Annotated in this window: 23 protein-coding genes; 12 read left to right on the top strand and 11 right to left on the bottom strand. The window is 71.7% G+C overall.

What is annotated here, in order from left to right:
* The first annotated feature begins 124 nt into the window (after positions 1-124).
* The gene (locus E1B00_RS07835; protein WP_139447296.1) at positions 125-1534 is read left to right on the top strand and encodes a serine hydrolase domain-containing protein; all 1410 of its coding nucleotides are present in this window, start codon (positions 125-127) and stop codon (positions 1532-1534) included.
* A gap of 13 nt (positions 1535-1547) precedes the next feature.
* Here the strand turns inward: E1B00_RS07835 and E1B00_RS07840 are convergent, their stop codons facing one another.
* Together E1B00_RS07840 and E1B00_RS07845 are read right to left on the bottom strand one after the other, a co-directional pair.
* Entirely contained in the window at positions 1548-2264 is a 717-nt protein-coding gene (locus E1B00_RS07840; protein WP_139447298.1) for an anti-sigma factor, read from the bottom strand.
* Positions 2261-2752 (bottom strand): sigma-70 family RNA polymerase sigma factor, encoded by a 492-nt coding sequence (locus E1B00_RS07845; protein WP_425456455.1) that lies wholly within the window; start codon positions 2750-2752, stop codon positions 2261-2263. Before E1B00_RS07845 ends, E1B00_RS07840 begins: the two co-directional genes overlap by 4 nt.
* Positions 2753-2901: 149 nt before the next feature.
* Between E1B00_RS07845 and E1B00_RS07850 the strand changes: the two genes are divergently transcribed.
* The 9 genes from E1B00_RS07850 (at position 2902) to E1B00_RS07890 (ending at position 11087) form a co-directional block, all read left to right on the top strand.
* Positions 2902-4164: a S8 family serine peptidase gene (locus E1B00_RS07850; RefSeq protein WP_246048520.1), complete on the top strand. Its 1263-nt coding sequence runs from the start codon at positions 2902-2904 to the stop codon at positions 4162-4164.
* A gap of 93 nt (positions 4165-4257) precedes the next feature.
* Entirely contained in the window at positions 4258-5169 is a 912-nt protein-coding gene (locus E1B00_RS07855; RefSeq protein ID WP_139447302.1) for a hypothetical protein, read from the top strand.
* Positions 5170-5242: 73 nt separating this feature from the next.
* Positions 5243-6490 carry a pepsin-like aspartic protease gene (locus tag E1B00_RS07860; RefSeq protein WP_139447304.1) on the top strand — a complete coding sequence of 416 codons (1248 nt, stop codon included), beginning with the start codon at positions 5243-5245 and terminating at the stop codon, positions 6488-6490.
* Positions 6487-7020: a GNAT family N-acetyltransferase gene (locus E1B00_RS07865; RefSeq protein WP_139447306.1), complete on the top strand. Its 534-nt coding sequence runs from the start codon at positions 6487-6489 to the stop codon at positions 7018-7020. Before E1B00_RS07860 ends, E1B00_RS07865 begins: the two co-directional genes overlap by 4 nt.
* Before the next feature lie 31 nt (positions 7021-7051).
* Entirely contained in the window at positions 7052-7918 is an 867-nt protein-coding gene (locus tag E1B00_RS07870; RefSeq protein WP_139447308.1) for an SAM-dependent methyltransferase, read from the top strand.
* On the top strand, positions 7893-8192 hold the full coding sequence (locus tag E1B00_RS07875) for a hypothetical protein (protein ID WP_139447309.1): 300 nt from the start codon (positions 7893-7895) through the stop codon (positions 8190-8192). The genes E1B00_RS07870 and E1B00_RS07875 overlap by 26 nt, the downstream gene beginning before the upstream one ends.
* 8 nt (positions 8193-8200) lie before the next feature.
* A complete protein-coding gene (locus E1B00_RS07880; protein WP_139447311.1) occupies positions 8201-9970 on the top strand; it encodes a diguanylate cyclase in 1770 nt (589 codons plus the stop codon).
* A 41-nt stretch (positions 9971-10011) separates the two neighbouring features.
* Positions 10012-10530 (top strand): GNAT family N-acetyltransferase, encoded by a 519-nt coding sequence (locus E1B00_RS07885; RefSeq protein WP_139447313.1) that lies wholly within the window; start codon positions 10012-10014, stop codon positions 10528-10530.
* A gap of 197 nt (positions 10531-10727) precedes the next feature.
* Positions 10728-11087, top strand: coding sequence for a helix-turn-helix domain-containing protein (locus tag E1B00_RS07890; protein ID WP_139447316.1), 360 nt, complete (start codon positions 10728-10730; stop codon positions 11085-11087).
* A 22-nt stretch (positions 11088-11109) separates the two neighbouring features.
* Here E1B00_RS07890 and E1B00_RS07895 read toward each other — a convergent pair whose 3' ends face one another.
* On the bottom strand, positions 11110-12144 hold the full coding sequence (locus E1B00_RS07895) for an aldo/keto reductase (RefSeq protein WP_139447318.1): 1035 nt from the start codon (positions 12142-12144) through the stop codon (positions 11110-11112).
* A gap of 433 nt (positions 12145-12577) precedes the next feature.
* Between E1B00_RS07895 and E1B00_RS07900 the strand changes: the two genes are divergently transcribed.
* Positions 12578-12889, top strand: coding sequence for a hypothetical protein (locus E1B00_RS07900; protein ID WP_139447320.1), 312 nt, complete (start codon positions 12578-12580; stop codon positions 12887-12889).
* A 100-nt stretch (positions 12890-12989) separates the two neighbouring features.
* Here E1B00_RS07900 and E1B00_RS07905 read toward each other — a convergent pair whose 3' ends face one another.
* From E1B00_RS07905 to E1B00_RS07925, 5 genes are all read right to left on the bottom strand, one after another.
* Positions 12990-13370 carry an HU family DNA-binding protein gene (locus tag E1B00_RS07905; protein WP_139447322.1) on the bottom strand — a complete coding sequence of 127 codons (381 nt, stop codon included), beginning with the start codon at positions 13368-13370 and terminating at the stop codon, positions 12990-12992.
* Positions 13371-13542: 172 nt separating this feature from the next.
* Positions 13543-14598, bottom strand: a complete 1056-nt coding sequence (locus E1B00_RS07910) for a hypothetical protein (protein ID WP_139447324.1) — start codon at positions 14596-14598, stop codon at positions 13543-13545.
* Positions 14595-14972 carry a DUF2237 family protein gene (locus tag E1B00_RS07915; protein WP_139447326.1) on the bottom strand — a complete coding sequence of 126 codons (378 nt, stop codon included), beginning with the start codon at positions 14970-14972 and terminating at the stop codon, positions 14595-14597. Before E1B00_RS07915 ends, E1B00_RS07910 begins: the two co-directional genes overlap by 4 nt.
* Positions 14973-15117: 145 nt before the next feature.
* Positions 15118-15558 (bottom strand): ferritin-like domain-containing protein, encoded by a 441-nt coding sequence (locus E1B00_RS07920; protein ID WP_139447328.1) that lies wholly within the window; start codon positions 15556-15558, stop codon positions 15118-15120.
* An 87-nt stretch (positions 15559-15645) separates the two neighbouring features.
* On the bottom strand, positions 15646-16095 hold the full coding sequence (locus E1B00_RS07925; RefSeq protein ID WP_139447330.1) for a hypothetical protein: 450 nt from the start codon (positions 16093-16095) through the stop codon (positions 15646-15648).
* Between the two features lie 328 nt (positions 16096-16423).
* Between E1B00_RS07925 and E1B00_RS07930 the strand changes: the two genes are divergently transcribed.
* Positions 16424-16576 (top strand): entericidin A/B family lipoprotein, encoded by a 153-nt coding sequence (locus E1B00_RS07930; RefSeq protein WP_139447332.1) that lies wholly within the window; start codon positions 16424-16426, stop codon positions 16574-16576.
* Between the two features lie 49 nt (positions 16577-16625).
* Here E1B00_RS07930 and E1B00_RS07935 read toward each other — a convergent pair whose 3' ends face one another.
* The 3 genes from E1B00_RS07935 to E1B00_RS07945 are packed head-to-tail and all read right to left on the bottom strand — an operon-like array spanning position 16626 to position 20457.
* On the bottom strand, positions 16626-17711 hold the full coding sequence (locus tag E1B00_RS07935; protein ID WP_176693162.1) for a hybrid sensor histidine kinase/response regulator: 1086 nt from the start codon (positions 17709-17711) through the stop codon (positions 16626-16628).
* On the bottom strand, positions 17704-19860 hold the full coding sequence (locus tag E1B00_RS07940; RefSeq protein ID WP_139447336.1) for an ATP-binding protein: 2157 nt from the start codon (positions 19858-19860) through the stop codon (positions 17704-17706). The genes E1B00_RS07935 and E1B00_RS07940 overlap by 8 nt, the downstream gene beginning before the upstream one ends.
* Positions 19861-19908: 48 nt before the next feature.
* Positions 19909-20457, bottom strand: coding sequence for a TspO/MBR family protein (locus E1B00_RS07945; protein ID WP_220396241.1), 549 nt, complete (start codon positions 20455-20457; stop codon positions 19909-19911).
* Positions 20458-20488 lie beyond the last annotated feature (31 nt).

Genomic DNA, 20488 nt, shown 5'->3' on the forward strand with positions numbered 1-20488 from the left:
ACTGACGCCAAAGCCCGCGCCGCGCAATCGGGCGCCGGGCGGCCAGCCGCCGGCACGGTGCCGGGGCGTCGCTTTCGCGCTTGCCGACAGGTAGCGTGTGGACTTTCCCCGTCGGCCGCCGACCATGCTGCGCATCCTGTTGCTTCCGCTGTGGCTGCTTGCCCTCGCCGCGCCCGTCCGGGCCACGGTGGTCCTGCCCGACACGCCCGCCGGCCGCGCCTTCGACGCCTGGCTGCAGGCGTTCAACGCCGCCGACCGGGCCCGTCTGGAAACCCTGCAGCAGGCATTTGCGACGCCCGAGCCGGTCGACGACACCCTCGGCTATCGCGAGTTCACCGGAGGCTTCACCCTGCTCGCGGTCGAATCCAGCCAGCCGCACCGGCTGGTCGTGCGCGCGCAGGAACGCGACGGACAGATGGCGCCCGTTCGCCTGGTGGCCACCGTCGCCGGCGACCCTGACGGCCGACTGCTGGGGGTGGCTCCGGAAGGCCTCGACATCGGACGGCTGGACGAGGCCGCCGCCGTCGCCGGGCTGGCGCAGCGTGCCCGCGAGCTGGCCGAGGCCGACCGGTTTTCCGGCGCCTGGCTGGTCGCCCGCGACGGCCGGATCCTGGGCCAGGCGGCGCACGGCCTGGCCGACCGCCGTGCGAAGACGGCCAATACGCTCGACACGCGTTTCCGCTTCGGCTCCGCCGGCAAGATGTTCACCGCGGTGGCGGTGCTGCAGCTGGTGGAGGCCGGAACCCTCTCGCTCGACGGCACCGTGGACGACTACCTCCAGGGCTACCCGAACCGCGACGTGGCGCGGGTCACGCTGCGGCAGCTGCTGACCCACACGGGCGGCACCGGCGGCATCGACATCTTCGGTCCGGAGTTCGCCGCCAACCGGCGCGCGCTGCGCACCCATGCCGACTATCTGGAGCACCACGGTGCGCGCGGCGTCGCGTTCGCGCCCGGCACGAAGGTGGACTACTCGAACTATGGCTACGTGCTGCTGGGCGCGATCCTGGAAAACGCCAGCGGCAAGGACTACTACACGCTGCTCGAGGAGAAGGTGTTCGCCCCCGCGGGCATGACCCGCACCGGCGCCGAACCGGAATCGGCCCGCGTCGAGGGCCGCGCGCTTGCCTACCGCCGCGAAGGCGATGCGTGGGTGGACGCCGCCGACACTCTGCCCTGGCGCGGCATGGCTGCCGGCGGCGGCTACACCACGGTGGGCGACCTGCTGAAGTTCGCGCAGGCGCTGGCGGACGGAAAGCTGCTGTCGCCGGAGATGTTCCGCCAGGCCACTACGCCGCAGATGGCCGAAAACTGGTATGGCTTCGGCTTCATCACCGTTGGCGAAGGGCCACTGCGGCGATTCGGCCACGGCGGCGATGCGGACGGCATGAACGCCGACTTCCGGGTGTTCCCGGAATCGGGCTGGGTGCTGGTGAGCCTGAGCCACTTCGATCCGCCGGCCGCGTACCGGCTGACCCGCTGGTTCGAACCGCGCATGCCGCTGGAGCGCGCGCCCGCGCCGACCGCCGACTGAGCGGGCCGGGGCCTCAGCGCCAGCCGGCGTCGCGGGCGCGGCGTTCGGCGTCGGCGTCGAGGGTGTCGCCGGCCAGGCGCGTTTCCACCGCCAGCAGCACGGCCGGCGGCAGGGCCGCGGCGGCGGGGCGCAGTTCGCCGTTTTCGGCGGCCGCTTCGCTGGTGACCGGCACGTGCCAGCCGTCGTCGCCGCGGCAGGCCAGGCCGGCCAGCGGCCGCGCCTGGCGCAGCACGAAGCTGCGGCAATAGGCGCCGCTGCCGTCGCGGAAACTCAGGCCGATGGCGATGCGGGCGTCGGCGCGGTTGTCCGCGGCCAGCTGGTGGTCCAGGGCCTGGGCGAGCGCGCCGTCGGCGCGCAGTGCGCCGCCCGCGACGGTGCGCAGGTCGGCCTCGCCCGGCTGCAGGAAGGCCTGCGACAGCGCCACGCCCAGCGCCAGCGCGGCCGCCAGGCCCGCCCATTCCGGCAGCGCCCAGCGGCGTCGCGGCCGCAGCGGCACGACCGCTGCCGCCGGCGCGGCGGGCGCGCGCACCCGCGCCAGCAGGTGTTCGGGCACGGGCTCGTCCAGCGCCGGCGCGAAGGCGTCGCGCAGCTGCCGGCGCAGTGCGCGGTGGCGCGCCACCGCTTCGGCCAGGGCCGGGTCGGCGGCGATCGCGACTTCGACCTCGACGACGGCCGCGGCGTCGAGCTCGCCGTCGGCATAGGCCATCAGCTGTTCGTCGGTGATCCTCATGCGCCTACTCCGTCCGTACCGCCCAGCCGCGCCTGCAGCGCCTCGCGGCCGCGCGCCAGGCGGCTGGTCAGCGTGCCGATCGGGATATCCAGGACCGCCGCGGCTTCCTTGTAGGACAGGCCTTCCACCAGCACCAGGGCGATCGCCTCGCGCTGTTCTTCCGGCAATCCCATCATCGCGCTGTGCACCGACATCGCCACCTCCCGCGCCTCGGCCGAACCGTCCCCGACCGTGGCGCCCTGTTCCTCCGGTGCGAACAGCCGCCCGCCGCGCCGGCGGGCCCGCACCTCGTCGATCCAGGCGTTGCGGACGATGCCGAACACCCAGGCGTCCAGGCCCTGCTCCGGCCGCCACTGCGCCGCCCGGGCCAGGGCGCGTTCCAGCGCCACCTGCACCAGGTCATCGGCATCCGCGGGGTCCCGCGCCAGGGTCCGCGCGAAGCGCCGCAGCCGCGGCAGCAGCGCGCACAGTCCCTCACGCAGGTCCATGGCCGGTTCCATTGCCTTCATGTCCGATTACGTCCGGGGAGGGCATTTTCTTCCCGCCCGCACCGCCGCGGCGCCGGGCTGGCCGGATGCTAGCACCGGCCGGCGCGGAGCCCGGATGAAACGGCCCTCTCCGCGCGTAGGGTATTGGCATGACCCGGATCCTTTCCCTGCTGCTGCCGCTGCTGCTCGCCCCGCCGGCGGCGCTGGCGCTCGGCCTGCCGGCCCCGCTGCCCGCGCTGCCGGTGGACCTGCGCGGCGACGTGGTCGAGCCGCTGGACCGCAGCACGCGCGACCTGGCGGGACTGCGGCAGCTGCAGGTCCGCCAGCTGCTGCGCGAGCACCGGAAATTCCTGGACACCGACCCGCGCGGCGCGCCGGTGGTGCGCGGCGAAGTGGTCGCGATCGACCCCACGCCCGAGGCGCTGCAGCGCGCCCGCGACGCCGGTTTCCGCGTGCGCGACGAACGTCGCCTCGAAGGCCTGGGCCTGCGCATCGTGGTGCTGCAGGCGCGCGAGGGCCAGCGCAGCCGCGCCGCGCTCAAGGCGCTGCGCCGGCTCGATCCGTCGGGCAGCTACGACTTCAACCACCTTTACCTGGGATCGGGAACGGCCGCCGGCGTGCCGGCACCGATGCCCGCATCGGCCGAGCGCACCGCGCTGCGCGTGGGCCTGGTGGACACCGGGGTGGACGCCGCACATCCGGCGCTGGCCGGCGTGCGGGTCGACACCTGGGGCTGCGGCGGTGCAGCGAAACCGCACCGCCACGGCACCGCCGTCGCCTCGCTGCTGGTCGGCAGCCGCGTGCGCGCGGCGCCGGCGCGGCACCGCCTCTACGCGGCCGACATCTACTGCGGCCGCCCGACCGGCGGCGCCGTGACCGGGCTCGCCGAAGCCTTCGCCTGGCTCGCGCAGGAGAAGGTCGCGGTGGTGAACCTCAGCCTCGTCGGCCCGCCGAACCAGCTGCTCGAACGCGGCGTGCAGGCGATGCTGGCGCGCGGCCACGTGCTGGTGGCGGCGGTGGGCAACGACGGACCGGCGGCGCCGCCGCTGTATCCGGCCGCCTATCCCGGCGTGATCGGCGTCACCGCGGTGGACGCGCGCGACCGCGTGCTGCCCGAAGCCGGACGCGGCGAGCAGGTGGATTTCGCCGCACCCGGCGCCGGCCTGTCGGCCGCCGGCGACGGCGGCGGCTGGTGGGACGTGCGCGGCACGTCGTTCGCGGCGCCCCTGGTGGCGCGGCTGGCGGGCGCGCAGGCGCCGCAGCCCAGCCCCGGCGCCGCGCTGCGCGTGCAGTCGGCGCTCGCCGCGCAGGCGCGCGACGCCGGCCCGCGCGGCGACGATGCGCGCTACGGCCGCGGCCTGCTCGGCGGCGAGCAGCGCGCGCGCTGGTCCGCGCCGATGAACGAAGACTGAAAAAATTCCCGCCCGCGGGAAGAAACCCCGCCACCGGTTCGTAGACATCCTTGAAGCCGCGGATTTCCCCGCGGCGACGCCAAGGAGTCCGTCATGAACAGCAAACTTCTCGCCTCCGCGATTTTCGCCGCCCTGCTCGCCGCCGCGCCGGTGGCGCAGTCGCAGTCCCTGGTCGGCGGCGCCACCGGCCGCATCGGCGGCACCGTCAGCGGCACGCTCGGCGGCGACGTCGGCCGCGGCGGCCTCGGCGGCCTGGATGCGCGCGGCACCCTGCGCGAAACCCGCGAGGCCGCCCAGGAACGCGCCGAACTGCGCCGCCTGGCGCGCGAAGCCCGCCTGCAGCGCAAGGCCGCGGAAGCCGCGGCCGAAGCCGGCGGCAGCCTCGACGGAACGCTCGGCCGCGACGGCGTGGCGGGTGCCGGCGAGATCGGCGGCAGCGCGCGCGGCGCCGTGTCCCAGCTCGATGCCGCCGCCCAGGCCGCCGGCTCAATCGCTGGCGAAGCCTCCCGCGGCGGCGATGCCGTTCAGGCCGCCGGTTCGCTGGCGGGCGAAGCCACCGGCGCGCTGTCGGGTGCCGGTGATGTGGGCAACGGCTCGGGCAGCGGCGAGCTGATCGGTGAAGCCAGCGGCGCGCTCTCGGGCGAAGGCCGCGGCGGATCCGGCCAGGCCGACGGCGCCGCCGGCGAACCGCCGGACCAAATGGACATGGTGCGCCGCGCGCACGCCCAGGCCGCGCAGATCCCGCTGGTGGACATGGGCCGCGACGACGGCGAGGACGCCGAAGACAGCGGCGACGCGCGCCAGGACGAGCGCCGCGTGGACGAGAACGAGCACGCCACCGAGGCGCCGCGCCCGCAGCCGGGTTCGCGCCAGCCGCGCAGCCCGCGCTCCGGCGCCCGCGCGTCGGCCGACGCGGATGCCGACGCCGATGCCCGGGCCTCGCGCCGCGGCGCGTCGGTCGGCGCCTCGGCCTCGGCCCGCGGTAGCGTCTCGCGCGACGATTGAACGCGCCTTGGGGGGCGCGCACGGCGGAAGCCTTCCGGCTTCCGCCTTTTTTTTCGGCGGTTATGCTGGCACCATGCCCGCCGCCATCGAACTCGCCACCACCCTCGCCCACGCCCAGGGCGCCTACACCGTCGCGACCGCCTTCGGCAGCGAAGGCAACGTCGCCCATCTGATCCTGGACACGGGCAGCAGCACGCTGGCAGTGCGGCCGCCGGCCTACGACCCGGCGCGCGACCGTGCCCTGCGCGCCACCGCCTGGGCGCAGGAAATCCGCTACGGCGGCGGCGCCTGGGCCGGGCCGGTGCTGCGCTCGCGTCTGGCCTTCGGCCACGGCCACCACGCGCGGGCGATCGACGATGCGCTGTTCGCGCTGATCGAAACCGACAGCCCCTTCCTGCGCGGCGCCGACGGCCTGTTCGGGCTGGCGTACCGCGGGCTGGATCCGGCCTACGACCTCGGTGCGCTGCTGCAGGCGCGCCAGGGGTCGCCCGCCGTGACCTGGCCCTGGCCCTTCCCCGTCGGCGACGCGCTCGGCATGGACGCCTTCGGCGACACGCTGCGGCAGCAGCCGCGCACGCTGCTGACGCCTGCCTTTAGCGCGCTCGAGCAGGAGGGCGTGGTCCGCGACCGGTTCGCGCTGTCGGTCGGGCGCGCGATCGTGCATGTCGCCGACGACGCGGGCCCGCGCCAGGCGCAGGCCGCCGATCCGCTCAACCGCGGCGTGCTGGTGCTCGGCGGCGGCGCGGAGCAGCAGCACCTCTACCGCGGCCCGTTCGTGGATGTGCGCGTGGTGCACGATCTGTACTACAACGCCAACCTGCGGGCGGTGCGGGTCGGCAGCGGAGATCCGATTCCGGTTTCGCCATTGGACGCGGCGGAAACGGCGCGCTGGCACAGCAACGCCCTGCTCGACACCGGCAGCAGTTTCCTGGTGTTCGACGGCCCGACCTGGCGGGCGATGATGGCGGCCTTCTCGCGCCACGATCCGAGTCTGCCCGACCAGGTGGCGGCCTCGGCGCAGGCCTTCGCCGCGGGCCAGGGCCTGTCCTGCGACGCGGTGTACGCGCACGACTGGCCGGACCTGCACCTGCATCTGGAAGCGCCCGGCGGCCACGACGCCGTACTGCGCATCGCCGCATCCAACTACTGGCCGCGTAACGCGCTGCGCCATGGCCAGACCTTGTGCCTGCTGATGGCGCCGCTGCCCGACTTCCCGCGCCAGGCGATCCTGGGGCTGCCGCTGTTCGCCGGGCACTACAGCGTATTCGACCGGCGCGGCGGCAGTGGCCAGGGCCAGGTAAGGCTGGCGACGGCGGCATGAACCTGCTCGTCACCTCCCGATTGCAATTGCGACCGTTGGCCGGCGAAGACGGCGACAGCTACGTGGCGCTGTACGGCAACGTGACGGTGATGCGCCACGTGCGGCCGCCGCTGGCCGAACCCGAGGCACGGCGAAGTTTTTCCGAGGCGCTCCGGCAGCAGCGGGAAGTTCCGCCGCGCCGCCGCTGGTGGACGCTGCAGACCCCCGACGGGACGGAAACCTTTGGCCTTGCCGGCCTGGCCTATGCCGGGGTTGGCGCTGAACTGGGCATCCTGCTGCGTCCGGCCTGGCAAGGCCGGGGCCTGGCGAGCGAGGCCGTGCGCGCGCTGTGCGCATACGCCTTCCGCGAGCAGGCGCTGTCGTCGATCTCGGCGCGCCACGGGTTGGACAACCGGGCGGCCCACCGGCTGTTCGCCCACGCGGGTTTTGAGCCGGCGGCAGCGCCGCCCGGTGAGCGCCACTGGGCCCTGGCCGCCCCGTCTCCGATCGCCGGCGGGTGCAGCGGCGGAGCCGCGAATCCGCTAACCTGAGTGCCCTTCCGCCACACGCGTCCCCGGGGATATGGACACCACCGGAAGCCTTGCCTGCGTCGGCCTCGGCATGACCCTGGGCGCCCACCTGAGCCCGCGTGCGCGCAGCCATATCGAAACCGCCGACGTGGTCTTCGCGGCCGTGTCCGACCCGGTGGTGGAACTCTGGCTGCAGCAGATGCACCCGGACGTGCGCAGCCTCCAGCCCCTTTACGCCGAGGGCAAGTCGCGCCACGACACCTATCGCGAGATGGTCGAGGCCCTGCTCTGCGAAGTGCGCGCCGGTCGCCGCGTCTGCGGCGCGTTCTACGGCCACCCGGGCGTATTCGCACAGGCTCCGCATCGCGCCATCGCACAGGCCAGGGCCGAAGGGTTCGAGGCCGTGATGGAACCGGGGATCTCGGCCGAGGACTGCCTGTACGCCGACCTGGGCATCGACCCCGGCACCGTCGGCTGCCAGCACTTCGAGGCCAGCCAGCTGATGTTCTACCGGCGCCGGATCGATCCCAGCGCCTACCTGGTGGTTTGGCAGGCGGCCATCGCCGGCGACCGCAGCTTCCGCCGCTTCCTCACCAGCTCCGCCCACCAGCAACTGCTCGTTGACCTGCTGGCCGAGGACTACCCGTTGGACCACCCGTGCACCCTCTACGAGGCCGCGACCCTGCCCATCCAGGCGGCGCGGATCGAGGTGGTGCCCCTGCGTGACCTGCCACGGTCCGGTTTGCGTCTGCAGACGACCGTGGTGCTGCCCCCCGGCCGCGTCCTTCAGCCCAACGAGGACATGCTGGCCCGGCTGGCGGCGCTGGAAGCCAGTGATCGAAGCACCCGCTCCACGCAGAACCGTTCCACCACCACCACTAGGGGAAACACCGATGTCGAACGTGATCTCGTTCCTTGAGTCCCTCGGGCAGGATGCCCGCCTCGCCCGCCTGTCCGGAGACGACTATGCCGCCGCCGTTCGGGCGCTGCCGCTGGATGACGATGCCCGCCAGGCGCTGCTCGCCAAGGATGCCGGCGCGCTGAACGACCTGCTGGGCGGCCGCCCGGCGATGGTCTGCGCGCTGTTCCCCGCCGAGGACACCCCGGCCCGCGAGAACGACGATGGCGACACCCCGCAGGAAGACACGCCCGACGAGCAGAAGGAATCCATCGGCGGCCGCGGTCGCCACTGAGGCCCCGGGTGATTGCACTCCGCCCGTTCCTCGCAAGCCTGCTGCTGGCGGGTTCGTTGCTGTGCTCCGCGGCGCCAGCCGGCGCCGCGGAGGACTACCAGTCCCTGCTCGACAATGCCGAGGAGCTGCGCAGCAGCGAACCGGAGCGTTTCCAGTCGCTGGTGGGCGAGCTCAATGCCCGGGTGCAGGAAGCAACGCCGGCGCAGCGCCAGCAGCTGCGCTACCTGAAGGCCTACGAGCTCGGCTACACCGGCCGTTTCGACCTCGCCGCGGAAGCGGCCATCGAGCTGATGAAGGAGGTGGACGACCCGCGCCTGCGGCTACGCGCCGGAGCGCTGATCGTCAACTCCTACGCCATCGCCCGCAATTTCCCCGAGGGCCTGCGCTACCTCGACCAGACCCTGCTTCTGATCGACCGCGTCCCCGACACCGAGCTGCGCAGCCACGCCTGGTTCGCCGCGGCCTCGCTCTACACTCAGCTTGGACAGCATGAACTGGCCCGGCACTACGCCGAACGCGTGCTGGAGGCGAGCACCGTGCCGCGCACCCGCTGCTTCGCCGGCCTGCAGCGGCTGGAGGCGATGCTGCACCTGGGCGAACTTGCCGGAAACGACGCCGAGACCCGTGCGCTGGTGGACCTGTGCGATTCCCAGCGCGAGGTCCTGGTCGCCAACCTCGGCCGCACCCTGCTGGCGCGCCAGTGGGCCCGGAAGGGGGAACACGGCGCCGCGATCGCGATGCTGGAGCCGCGGCTCCCGGAAATCGAATCCACGCGCTACCCGCGCCTGGTCGGCGACGCGCAGTCCGTTCTGGCGGAGCTGAACCTGGCCCTGGGCCAGCACGCGCAGGCCGAGTCCTATGCCCAGCAGGCGGTGCGCCAGAGCCATGACATCGCCTTCTCGCTGCCGCTGGTGAACGCCCACCGCGTGCTCTACGAGGTCGCGCTCGCGCGTGGCGACAGTGCCGCCGCGCTGGGCCACTACCGGCGCTACGCCGAGGCCGACAAGGCCTACCTGGATTCGATCAAGGCCCGCGAGCAGGCCTACCTCACGATCAAGCACGAGACCGCGCAGAAGAACCAGACCATCGAACTGCTCAACAACCAGAACCGCGTGCTGCAGCTCGAACAGCAGGTCAGCGCCAAGAGCACGCAGGCCACCCAGCTGCTGGTGGCCCTGCTCTGCGTGCTGCTGGCTTCGATCGCCTACTGGGCGGTGAAGATCAAGCGCATGCAGGTCTCATTCCGGCGCCTGGCGGAAACCGATGCGCTCACCGGCATCAGCAACCGTCTGCACTTCAGCCGCCAGGCCGAACAGGCGCTTGACTACTGCCGCCGCAACCGCGAGGACGCGGTGCTGGTGATGTTCGACCTCGACGAGTTCAAGGCCATCAACGACCAGCACGGCCACGCGATGGGCGACTGGGTGCTGCAGCAGGTCAGCGCGGCCTGCGGTCGGGTCGGCCGCAAGCACGACCTGTTCGGGCGGCTGGGCGGTGAGGAGTTCGCCTTCCTGATGGTCGGCGCCGACGCGAAAGCCGGGACCCAGCTGGCCCAGCAGTGCCGCGAGAACATCACCGCCATCGACACCGCCAACACCGGCGCGCGGTTCCGGGTGACCGCGAGCTTCGGCGTCGCCGCCACATCGGACGCCAGTTACGACTTCCAGGCCCTGCTCGCCCGCGCCGACGAAGCCATGTACCGGTCCAAGCGCGAGGGTCGCGACCGCGTCACCGTGCACGGCGCGGCAATGGCGACGCCGGGCGTGCTGCCCGCCTGACTCCGGAGGCACGGCATGGATGCAGCGACGGAACGGTGCCGATGAGCCGGGTGATCCTGGAAACCCCCCGCCTGCGCCTGCGCGAGCTGCACGACGGCGACGCCGGTTTCATCTTCGAGCTGCTCAACGACCCCGACTTCCTGCGCCACATCGGCGACCGTGGCGTGCACAGCCACGAGGACGCGCTTCGTTACATCGCCACCGGGCCGGTGGCGAGTTATGCCGGCCGCGGTTGGGGACTGTGGGCGGTGGAGCGCCGCGAGGACGGCGCGCTGATCGGCATGTGCGGGCTGGTGAGCCGCGACACCCTGCCCGGCCCGGACCTGGGGTATGCCTACCTGCCCGCCTTCCGCGGACAGGGGTACGCCTTCGAAGCGGCCGCGGCGACCCTGGACTTCGCCTTCACCCGGGCCGGCCTGGACCGGCTGCTGGCCATCGTCACCCCGGCCAATGCCGGCTCGGTGCGGGTGCTGGAGAAGCTGGGCATGCGCCTTGAGCGCATGCAGGCCTTCGGTGGCGAGCCGCTTGCGGTGTACGCCGCGGACCGTCCGGCCGCCTGAACCGGCGCGTCCGCCGGCCGGTCCGGAAGGCCGCGTGACCGGCCTCGGCTTTCCCGGCCGTTGATCAACAGGCAAGCGGCGCTGGCGCCTCCGGGCGCGGACAGTGAAAGGCCAGGGGATCCACCGGCCGGACTGGCAGCACCGCGGGCATCCGGCACGACTCCCCCCGGCGTCGCCGTTTCCCAGGAGCAGCTTCCGTGAGTGCGCTTTCCCTCCGTATCCGCAAGGCCCGGGCGACGGCCGGCCTGTCTCAGGCCGAAATCGCCCTTCGTGTCGGCGTCAAACGCAGCGCCGTCACCCAGTGGGAACACCCGGCGGGCACCCGCCCCAGCGTGGACCACCTGATCCGCATCGCGATGGAAACCGACGTCGCTTTCGAGTGGCTGGCCACCGGCCGCGGCCCGACCCGCAGCAACAGCAGCGAACCGGTGCCGCCGGTGATCCTGGACGACTTCGCCCGCGACGAGCACGAAAGCCAGGCGCTGAGCTACCTGCGGCACTTCTCGCCGAGCCGGCGGCGCATGGCGCTGGAGATCCTGGCGGCGCTGTCGCGCTGAGCGGCGGCCGCGCCGCCGCCGCTCACACCGGCGTGGGATTGCGGTACTTGAAGCTCGCCTGGTGCCAGTAGGGATAGGGCTTGGGCCGCTCGCTGGCGGCGTCCAGGCGCGCGACCTGCTCCGCGGTGAGGTTCCAGCCCACCGCGCCCAGGTTCTGGCGAAGCTGCGCCTCGTTGCGCGCACCGACGATCACGCTGCTCACCGTCGGGCGCTGCAGCACCCAGTTGAGCGCGACCTGGGGCACGGTCCGGCCGGTTTCCGCGGCCACGGCATCGAGCGCATCCACGACGCGGTAGAGGTACTCGTCCTCGACCTGCGGGCCGCCGTCGGCGGCGACCTTGGAATTCAGACGGCTGCCGGCCGGCAGCGGCTGGCCGCGGCGGATCTTGCCGGTCAAGCGGCCCCAGCCCAGCGGGCTCCAGACCACGGCGCCAACGCCCTGCTCCAGGCCCAGCGGCATCAGCTCCCACTCGTAGTCGCGGCCGATCAGCGAGTAATAGGCCTGGTGGGCGACGTAGCGGCTCCAGCCGTGGCGTTCCGCCAGGGCCAGGCCCTTCATCAGGTGCCAGCCGCTGAAGTTGGACACGCCGAGGTAGCGGATCTTGCCGGCGCGCACCAGGCCGTCGAGCGTGGACAGCACTTCCTCGGCCGGCGTGCGCGCGTCGTAACCATGCAGCTGGAACAGGTCGATGTAATCGGTGCCGAGCCGCTTGAGCGAGGCGTCCACCGAACGCAGCAGGTGGTAGCGCGAGGAGCCCACCTCGTTCTCGCCCTCGCCGAAGCGGAAGGTGGCCTTGGTGGAGATGATCAGCTGGTCGCGCGCTCGGCCCTTGAGCGCTTCGCCGAGGATCGATTCCGAAGCGCCCTTCGAATAGATGTCGGCGCTGTCGAACATGTTGGCGCCGGCCTCGAGGCAGACGTCCACCAGGCGCCGCGCCTCGGCGACATCGGTGGCGCCCCAGGCCTTGAAGAACTCGCCTTCGCCGCCGAAGGTGCCGGTGCCGAAACTGAGCACGGGAACGCGGAAGCCGGAGCGGCCGAGATAGCGGTATTCCATGGGGGATCTCCTTCCGGTGGGGCGTCCATTGCAGCCGACCAGACCGGGCGCGCACAACCGCCGCGACGGGACTCAGCGTTCAGCGCGGCGCAAAACGCGCACCGGCCTGGCCAACGGCCACCGATACGGCCGGGACCGCGGTTTGCGCACCCGCGCGCGGCGCGTGGCCGATGCCCGGAGCGCCGGGCGTTGGATTCCATGCAGCTGCCGCTCAGCTTCGCATCGTGAGGCAGCGCACAGATCGCCGGAAAACTGTGAAGCAGTCGTTGCACATACTGTGAGCACGCGCGTTTTTGCCTCGAAAACGTGCGCGAAATCCCACAGCACGCAACTGTGAGGCAGCGCGCAACCGCTTGAAAAACAGCTGCCTAGACTGCGCTCCAACGATCCGCCGTACCCCCACGGCAGGACTCTGGAAGAAGGCAGAAGGCTCATGAACGCGAACCGCCCGCTCACGAACCGCCCCCACCTCGCCGCCCGTCTCGGCCTGGCGCTGCTGCTCGCGCTCGCAGGCACCGCCTTCGCCGACACCGCCCACGCGGCCGCCGATCGCAGCAGCACCGCCAGCCTGGTCCAGGGCTCGGGCGCGCTGAGCAGCAGCGGCGTGGTCCAGTTCCGCATCGTCATCCGCGACACCCTGCGCCTGGGCGTGGCCCGCCAGCAGGACCCGGCGCGCGGCCCGCAGACCCGCACCACGGTCACCCGCGAAGGCGACCGCGAGCTGGTGACCTACGCCAAGCCCTGAGGCGCCGCGAAGCCACAAAAGAACGGGGCGGGCCGCTCGCGCGACCCGCCCCGTGTTTTTCGCCGCGGGCGCCGTCAGGCGCACCGCCGCTGCGCGGTGATCAGGCCGCGGCGTCCTTGAGCTTCTTGAGCGGGCGCACCTTCACCTTGACGGTGGCCGGCTTGGCGGCGAACCACTGCTCTTCCTTGGTGAACGGGTTGATGCCCTTGCGCTTCGGCTTGGCCGGAACGTTCACGACGGTGATCTTCAGCAGGCCCGGCAGGGTGAAGCTGCCCGCGCCCTTCTTGCTGACCGAACCGTGCACCGCGCCCTCGAGCGCGCCCATCACGGCGCGGACGTCCTTGGCGGCGACGCCGGTGGACTCGGCGATGTGCGAGACCAGGCCCGACTTGCTGAGCGCTTCCTTGATCGGCTTCGGCGCGGCCGGCTTGGCAGCGGCCTTCGGGGCAGCCTTCTTCTTCGCAGCTTTCTTGGTAGCCATGTTTTTTTGTTCCCGTTGTTGCTTGATTGGGTTGTTGGGGTGCCTGGAAAACCCTCCGGCAGTGCGAATGTAGGGCAACAGCGCGCCGCCGCCAAGCCCAAAACGGCAAAAAAACCCGGTTTTTTTGCGGGCGGCCGAATGGATCGGGTCCACGTCCGGCCAAACCCACCTCTCACGTGGGTTGATCGCGGTCCAGGCCGACCCACAGCCGGCGGTAGAGCAGCATCCCGGGAACGGCCAGCGGAACCGCAAGCAGCGGCAGGACCCCCTCGCGGGACAGCACCTGAAGGAACCGCAGCGGGACCGGGAGGGTTTCGCCCCGCTCGCGGAGGTCCCACGCGACCTGGGGCCACTCGTAGATGCCCAGGACTTTGCATAGCAACAACGGCACCGCGATTGCGGCCACGGCGGCGCCGATGCGGAAGTCCATGGCCACGTACGCGCCGATCCGGCCGCGATCCAGCGCCTTGCAAAGGATGCGGCGGACCGCGCCGCGCTCGCCCGATCCGTCGATCCACAGGCCGTCGCTGGCGGCACTGGTCCAGGCACCGAAGACCAGCAGGACCGCAAGAAGGAACGGCAGGCCCAGCCAGGCGGCTTGCGGGAACGATTGCGCGCGCAGATGCCCTGCAGCCCGGCCGGATGCGAAGTCGACGCCCCAGTCGAGCAACAGCAGCACCAGCAACGCGGCCAAGGCGTGCATTCCCGGCCACCGCCACCGCGGGCGCCAACGGGCCGGATCGCCGGCGAGCAGGATCCTGTCGCTCACGAAAAAGGACAGCGGTAGGTACAGCAGGACCGTGAACCAGGCGATCCACGTCATGTCCAGCCACTCAAGCACGATCAGTGCCAGCAGGGGCAGGACCAGCAGCGGCCACCAGCCGCGTGCCACGGCCCAGGTCCAGCGCCATGCCGCGATGGAATGGCCTTGCGTGTCCACGCGCAGCAGACGCGCGATGACTTCCACCACCCCGCCGGACAGCGCACCTGCCAGCACCGGCACGAGAAGAAGGGTGGCGGCCAACGCCCTGAAGTCGGCATCCACCCCCCAGCGCCGCTGGATCGCCTCCGCAAGAATGCGTGCCGTAAGGTGGTCACCCGCGACAACACCCCATCCAAACCAGGACCCCACGAAGGTGAGCGCCAGGCATAGCCCGCACCACGCGCCGACCAACACGCCGATACGGCCCGCACGTAGGCCGGGCGACACCTTCTGTCCTGAAGTCACGTCGAGGTCGCCGCGTACAGCCGCAGCTGCTCCAGGTCCACCACGCCCAGGGCGTTGAGGTGGGTCGCTTCCAGCACCACGAACGGCGCCATGCCCGCCTGCCAGGCTTCCAGCCAGCGGGTCGCGCACAGGCACCAGCGGTCACCGGGGCGCAGGCCGGGAAAGTCGAACTCGGGGCGCGGCGTCGACAGGTCGTTGCCGCGGGCTTTCGAAAACGCCAGGAACTCCGCGCTCATCACCGCGCAGACCACGTGCAGGCCGCGGTCGCTGGCGTCGGTGCGGCAGCAGCCGTCGCGGAAATAACCCGTGGGCGGATCCAGGCCGCAGGGCTGCAGGGGGCGGCCGAGGACATTCAGGGCGACGGGCGGAGTCATGGCCCGAGTGTAGCGACCGGCGGACAAAAAAATACGGCGCCCCCATGCCCCAGGAGAGCGCCGCGCCGGGCGACTTCGGCGCCCGGAAGCAAAGGTCCCGCGCGGACCCGGCCAGCACGCCGGGCGTTCCGCGCGGGGGCCGGGCCTAGGCGGCCTTGGCCTTTTTGAGTGCCCGCATCCGGTCGTGCATCTGCTGCACTTCCGGCAGGTAGCGGGTGGCGAGCTCGCGCACCTTCGGCGGCTGGTCGCCGCCCAGTGCGTCGCGGAACGCGTGCAGCACGCGGTCCTCCTGCTCTTCCAGCGAGCCGATGTAGGCCGCGTCCGAATCCTTGGACAAGGTCGCCTTGAGATCGGCATAACCCTTGCGCACGCTGCCAAGCCAGGTGCCGTCCTGGTCGGGCGAATCACCCTCGTGGGCGATCTCGGCCTTCAGGTCGGCGGCGATCATGCTCTTGAGCCGGCTCATCTTCAGGAACAGGTCCTGGTAGGCGGTGTTGGTGGTCTGGCGGGCGGCATGCTCGTAGAAGTCGATGCCGTCGTTGAGTGCCTGCACGAGGCCATTGAGCGTGGTGGCGGTCTTGGTCATGGGTATTCTCCGTGGGGGGAGGTCCGCCGCAGGAGCGCGGTGGACCGGAGGGAGCGGCCGCGATGCGGCCGATGGATGGGTCCGCGATCAGCGGTCGATCGCGTCGGCCTGCGCCTTCGCCGCTTCGAGGTCGGACGTGGCGCGCGCCTTGGCGTCCTCGTACTCGGCCTGCGCATCGGCGTTGCAGGCGTCGCGCTCGGAGTCGGCGAGTCCGTCGCAACGCTCCTTGGCGACGGACAGCGCGCCTTCGGCCTTGGCGATCTCGACGTCGTAACGCGCCTGCGCGGTGTCCTCGGTGGCGTCGGCGCGCGCCTCGGCCTGGTCCTCGAGGTCGCCATCGGCATTGGCCTCGGCAATTTCCTGGTTGGCTTCGGCGACGGTCTCGCTGGCGTCGGCCTGCTGTTCGCGGACCTCGTCGGCGGCCTCGGCATTCGCCTCGGCGACGTCCTCCTGGACTTCGGCCGGCGTTTCGGGCTTGCACGCGCCCAGGCCGAGCACGATGGCGAGCGACAGGGTGGAGAGAAGGATTCTGTTCATGCGGGATCTCCGTGGGGGAAGGATTTCGTCGCGCGCCCCGGGCCTGGCGTGGCCCGGGACATGTGCCGACCAAAAAAGAGTCGCAAGGACCGTGCCAAGGCCGAGAACCCGGTGAAACGGCGCCTGCTCGCGGTCGCAGCGCGCGCGGCCGTGCAGCCTGCACGGCCGCGTGCCGGTGGCGGCTGCACAACGCACGGTCCACCGCCGGGAAACCGCGCCAGGAACGCGATTTCAATGCGCCGCGGCGCTGGCACGGAACTTGATGGTCTTTCGGTGCCGGACCGCGGTCCGGGGCTTTCCATCCCCATCGCACACCAAGGACAACGCCATGAACACTCTGCTGCGCAAGAGCTCCGCCCTGGCCCTGCTTGCCCTGATGCTCGCTTCCCTGTCCGCGTGCAACACCATCGAAGGTGTCGGCAAGGACGTCCAGGAAGTGGGCGAGGAAGTCGAAGAAGCGGCCGACGAAACCAAGAACTGAGCCGCCGTCCGCTCCGTTGTGAAAAAGGCGCCCCTTGCGGGCGCCTTTTTCATTCCACCCGCGGCAGCTCGAGGGTGAAGCAGGCGCCGCCGCCGGGCCTCGGGTCGTACCAGAGGTCGCCGCCCATGGCGCGCGCCTTCTGCTTGGCCAGGGCCAGGCCCAGGCCGGTCGAGGCCTCGCCGCCGGTTCCCTGGCTGGCGAGCGGCTCGTAGCGGCGGAACAGGCGCGCGCGGTCCTGGCCGGACAGGCCCGGCCCCTGGTCCATGACCTGGAAACGCGCCGCCGCCTCGTGCCGCGCCGCAGCGACGGTGATCAGGCTGTCGCGCGGCGCGTACTTCACCGCGTTGGAGATCAGGTTGTTGAGCACGTGCGCGACCGCCACGCGCTGCCCACGCACCAGCAGGCTGCGGTCCAGGCGCAGGTCGAAGCGCATGCCCTTGCCGCTGGCCTGCGCGGCGTAACCCTCCACCGCGTCCTGGACGACCTGGGCCGCCGGCAGCGGTTCCAACGGCGCGCCGTGGGCTTCGTCCGCCGCCTGGTCCAGCACCGCCTGCAGGAACAGCAGGCCGCTGTTGGCCGAACTGCGCACCGAGTCGAGCAGCTTGCCGCGCCGGTCCGGATCGAGATCGGCGGCCTGCAGCAGCTCGCCGGCGAACAGCACGTTGGTGAAGTGGTTGCGCAGATCGTGGGCGATCAGGTCCAGGCTGGCCTGGCGCTCCTGCGCCAGGCGCTGGACGCGGTCGCGCGCCCGCTTGAGTTCGGCGTGGGTGCGCACGCGGGCCAGCAGCTCTTCCGGCACGAAAGGTTTGGTGACGTAGTCGACCGCGCCGCTGGAGAAGGCGCGCACCAGCGATTCGCGCTCGTGGTCGGCAGTGAGGAAGATCACCGGCAGGCCACGTGTGGCCTCGCTGGCGCGCAGCGCCTGCAGCACCTGGAAACCGTCCATGTGCGGCATCCGCATGTCCAGCAGCACCAGGTCGGGCGGCTCTACCGCGATGCGGTCCAGCGCCTCGAGGCCGCTGAAACAGGGCACCACGTCGAAACCGGCGCGGCTCAGCAGGCTGCCGACGGTGCGGACATTGGCCTCCTGGTCGTCCACGACCATGATCACCGCGCCGGGGACCGGGTCAGTCATCGCTGGGCTCCTCCGGCAGCGGGCTGGCATCGAGCAGGCGTTTGACGGCGGGCACGTCGAAGGCCTCGACCGCCGCGTGCAGGCGCGCGGCGTGCGCTTCCAGCGCCGGCCAGCGCAACGCTTCGGCCAGGGCCTGCAGGCGGTCGGCGTAGTGGCCGACCTCGCGCATGCGCAGGCTGGCGCGCAGGCGCTGGCGGGCGTCGCCGGCGAGCTGGCGCAGTTCGGCCATCGCCTCGGCATCGTCGCGGCCCGGCCCCGGTTCGTCCCGGGCCACCGGGGCCTCGCCGGCGTCGGGTGCGGCGTCCTCGGGCGACGGCGGAAAATGCGCGGCCAGGGCCTCGAACAGGTCCACCTTCGAATAGGGCTTGCGCACGTAGCCGTCGAAACGCTGCCGCAGCCAGTGCTCGTCCTCGCTCATGCTCGACGCAGTCACGGCGATGACAGGCAAGTTGGCGCTGAGCGGATCGGACTTGATCCGCAGCAGCGCCTGTTCGCCCGACAGGCGCGGCATGCGCAGGTCCATCAGCACCACGTCCGGACGCTGTTCGCGGATGTCGGCCAGGGCGGCGATGCCGTCGTCGGCCTGCCGCACCGTGTGGTGGGTGTCGCGCAGGTAGGCCAGGGCCAGGTCGCGGTTCCAGGCCACGTCATCCACCACCAGCAGCTTCAGCGGGGGCAGGCGGTTGAAGTCCACGCTGGGTCCGGTGCTGGGCTGCACGCTCACGGGCGCATCGGTCAACGCCCGGTCGGGGATCTCCAGGGTGAACGACGAGCCCTCGCCCAGCGTGCTGTGCGCGCGCAGCGTGCCGCCCATCAGGTCGGCGAGCCGGCGCGCGATGCTCAGGCCCAGGCCGGTGCCTTCGCGGCTCTTGCCGTCCACGCTGTCGCCCTGCTCGAACGGTTCGAAGATCAGGCCCAGCTGGTGCGCGGCGATGCCGGTGCCGCTGTCGGCCACCTCCACGCGCAGGTCGCAGCGGCCGTCGCGTTTGCACGGAACACAGCTGACGCGGACGATCACCCCGCCCTGCTCGGTGTACTTGACGGCGTTGCTGACCAGGTTGATCAGCACCTGGCGCAACCGCACCGGATCGACCAGCAGCGGCAGCCCGGCCTGGCCGGTGAACTCCGCGGCGAGGCTGATGCCCTTGTCGGCGGCGGCCTGCCTGAACATCGTCAGCACCTGGTCGACCACCTCGTGCAAGTCGGTCGGCTCCTCGCGCAGCTCGAGCTTGCCGGCCTCCATCTTCGACAGGTCCAGCACATCGTTGATCAGCGACAGCAGGGCCTGGCCGCTCTTGCGGATCGAGGCGACGTAGTCGGCCTGCACCGGGTCGGTGGTGCGCTCGGCCAGCAGGTTGGTGAAACCGAAGATCGCGTTCATCGGGGTGCGGATCTCGTGGCTCATGCTGGCCAGGAACACCGACTTTTCCTGGCTGGTGCGGCGGGCCTGCTCGGCCTGCACCGCGGCGCGGAACGCCTCGGCCGCCTGCGCCTGCATGCGCCGCGTCGCCGAAAACCCGAACAGGCCGGCGACCAGGGCCAGGGCGTTGGCGACCAGCACCGTCGCCCAGTTCTGCCGGATCATCTGGTTGCGCTCTTCGTTGCGCAGCTCCAGCAGTTCGCCCTCCATGCGGATCATCTGTTCGATCAGCACCCGCATCTCGGCGCCCATCCGGGCGCCGACACCCTCGTTGAGCCGCTGCCTCACCGCCTGCGCCGCCGCGCCGCTGCCGCGGTTGGCCTGCAGCTGCAGCGCCTGCGTGGTGGCGGCGTACTGCAGCCGGCGCGTGTGCAGCTGGCGCAGCGCCTCGAGGTTGTTGGCCTGGGAGGGGTTGTCGCGCACCAGCTGCTGCAGCTGGTCCAGCGCCTCGTCCATCGCCAGCACCGTGCGCCGGTATTCGAGCAGGAAAGGTTCGCCGCCGGTGATGGCGAAACGCAGGCCGTGCGATTCGCTGTCGCCCATCAGGCCCCAGAAACTGCTGATTTCCTGCAGCACGCGCTGGGTGTGGCTGGCCAACTCCACCGAAGCCTGCATCTGGTTGGTGGCGCGCAGCGACAGCAGCGAAGTGCCCATGACCACCATGACCGCAAACAGCAGCAGGCCGTTGTAGACGCGGTAGCGGAAGGTTGCTGGCGGGCGGTGTGGCATGGCGTCCCCTGTTCCCCTGTGGTGTCGCGTGGTCCCGCGTCGCGGGGGTCAGGTGTTCATCAGCCAGATCGTGCCGTTGAGCACGAGCGCGAAACTGACCCAGAGCACCTGCGGCAGCAGCAGGTAACCCGCCAGCGGCCGGAGCCGGCCGAAGCGCAGCGTCATCGCCAGCAGCGCCAGCCAGACCAGGCAGATGTCGAGGAAGGCCAACCCCGGCTGCTGCAGCCCGAAGAACAGCGGCGTCCACGCCAGGTTGAGCGCCGCATGCACGGCGAAGGCGAGCCAGGCGCCGCGGCGCTCGGCGGGGGTGCCCGCGGGTTCGCGCCAGACCAGCCAGGCACTGGTGCCCATGAGCGCGTAAAGCGTGGTCCAGACCGGGCCGAACAGCCACGACGGCGGATTCCAGCTCGGCTTCGCCAGCCCGGCGAACCAGGCGCCGGGTGAAAACAGCACGCCCACCAGCGAACCGGCCGCGACCACGGCCAGCACCCACAGCAGCCAGGTGGCGATGGCCCGGGCATCCAGCGGTGGCCGTTGCACGGTGGCGTGGGACGGACGGGTGTTCGCGGACTGGGGGGCGGGGGCCTTGGCGTGCACGTGCGGATCCTCCGTATTGGTTCCGCGCACG

The sequence above is a fragment of the Arenimonas terrae genome (assembly GCF_006265115.1).
Classification (GTDB): domain Bacteria; phylum Pseudomonadota; class Gammaproteobacteria; order Xanthomonadales; family Xanthomonadaceae; genus Arenimonas; species Arenimonas terrae.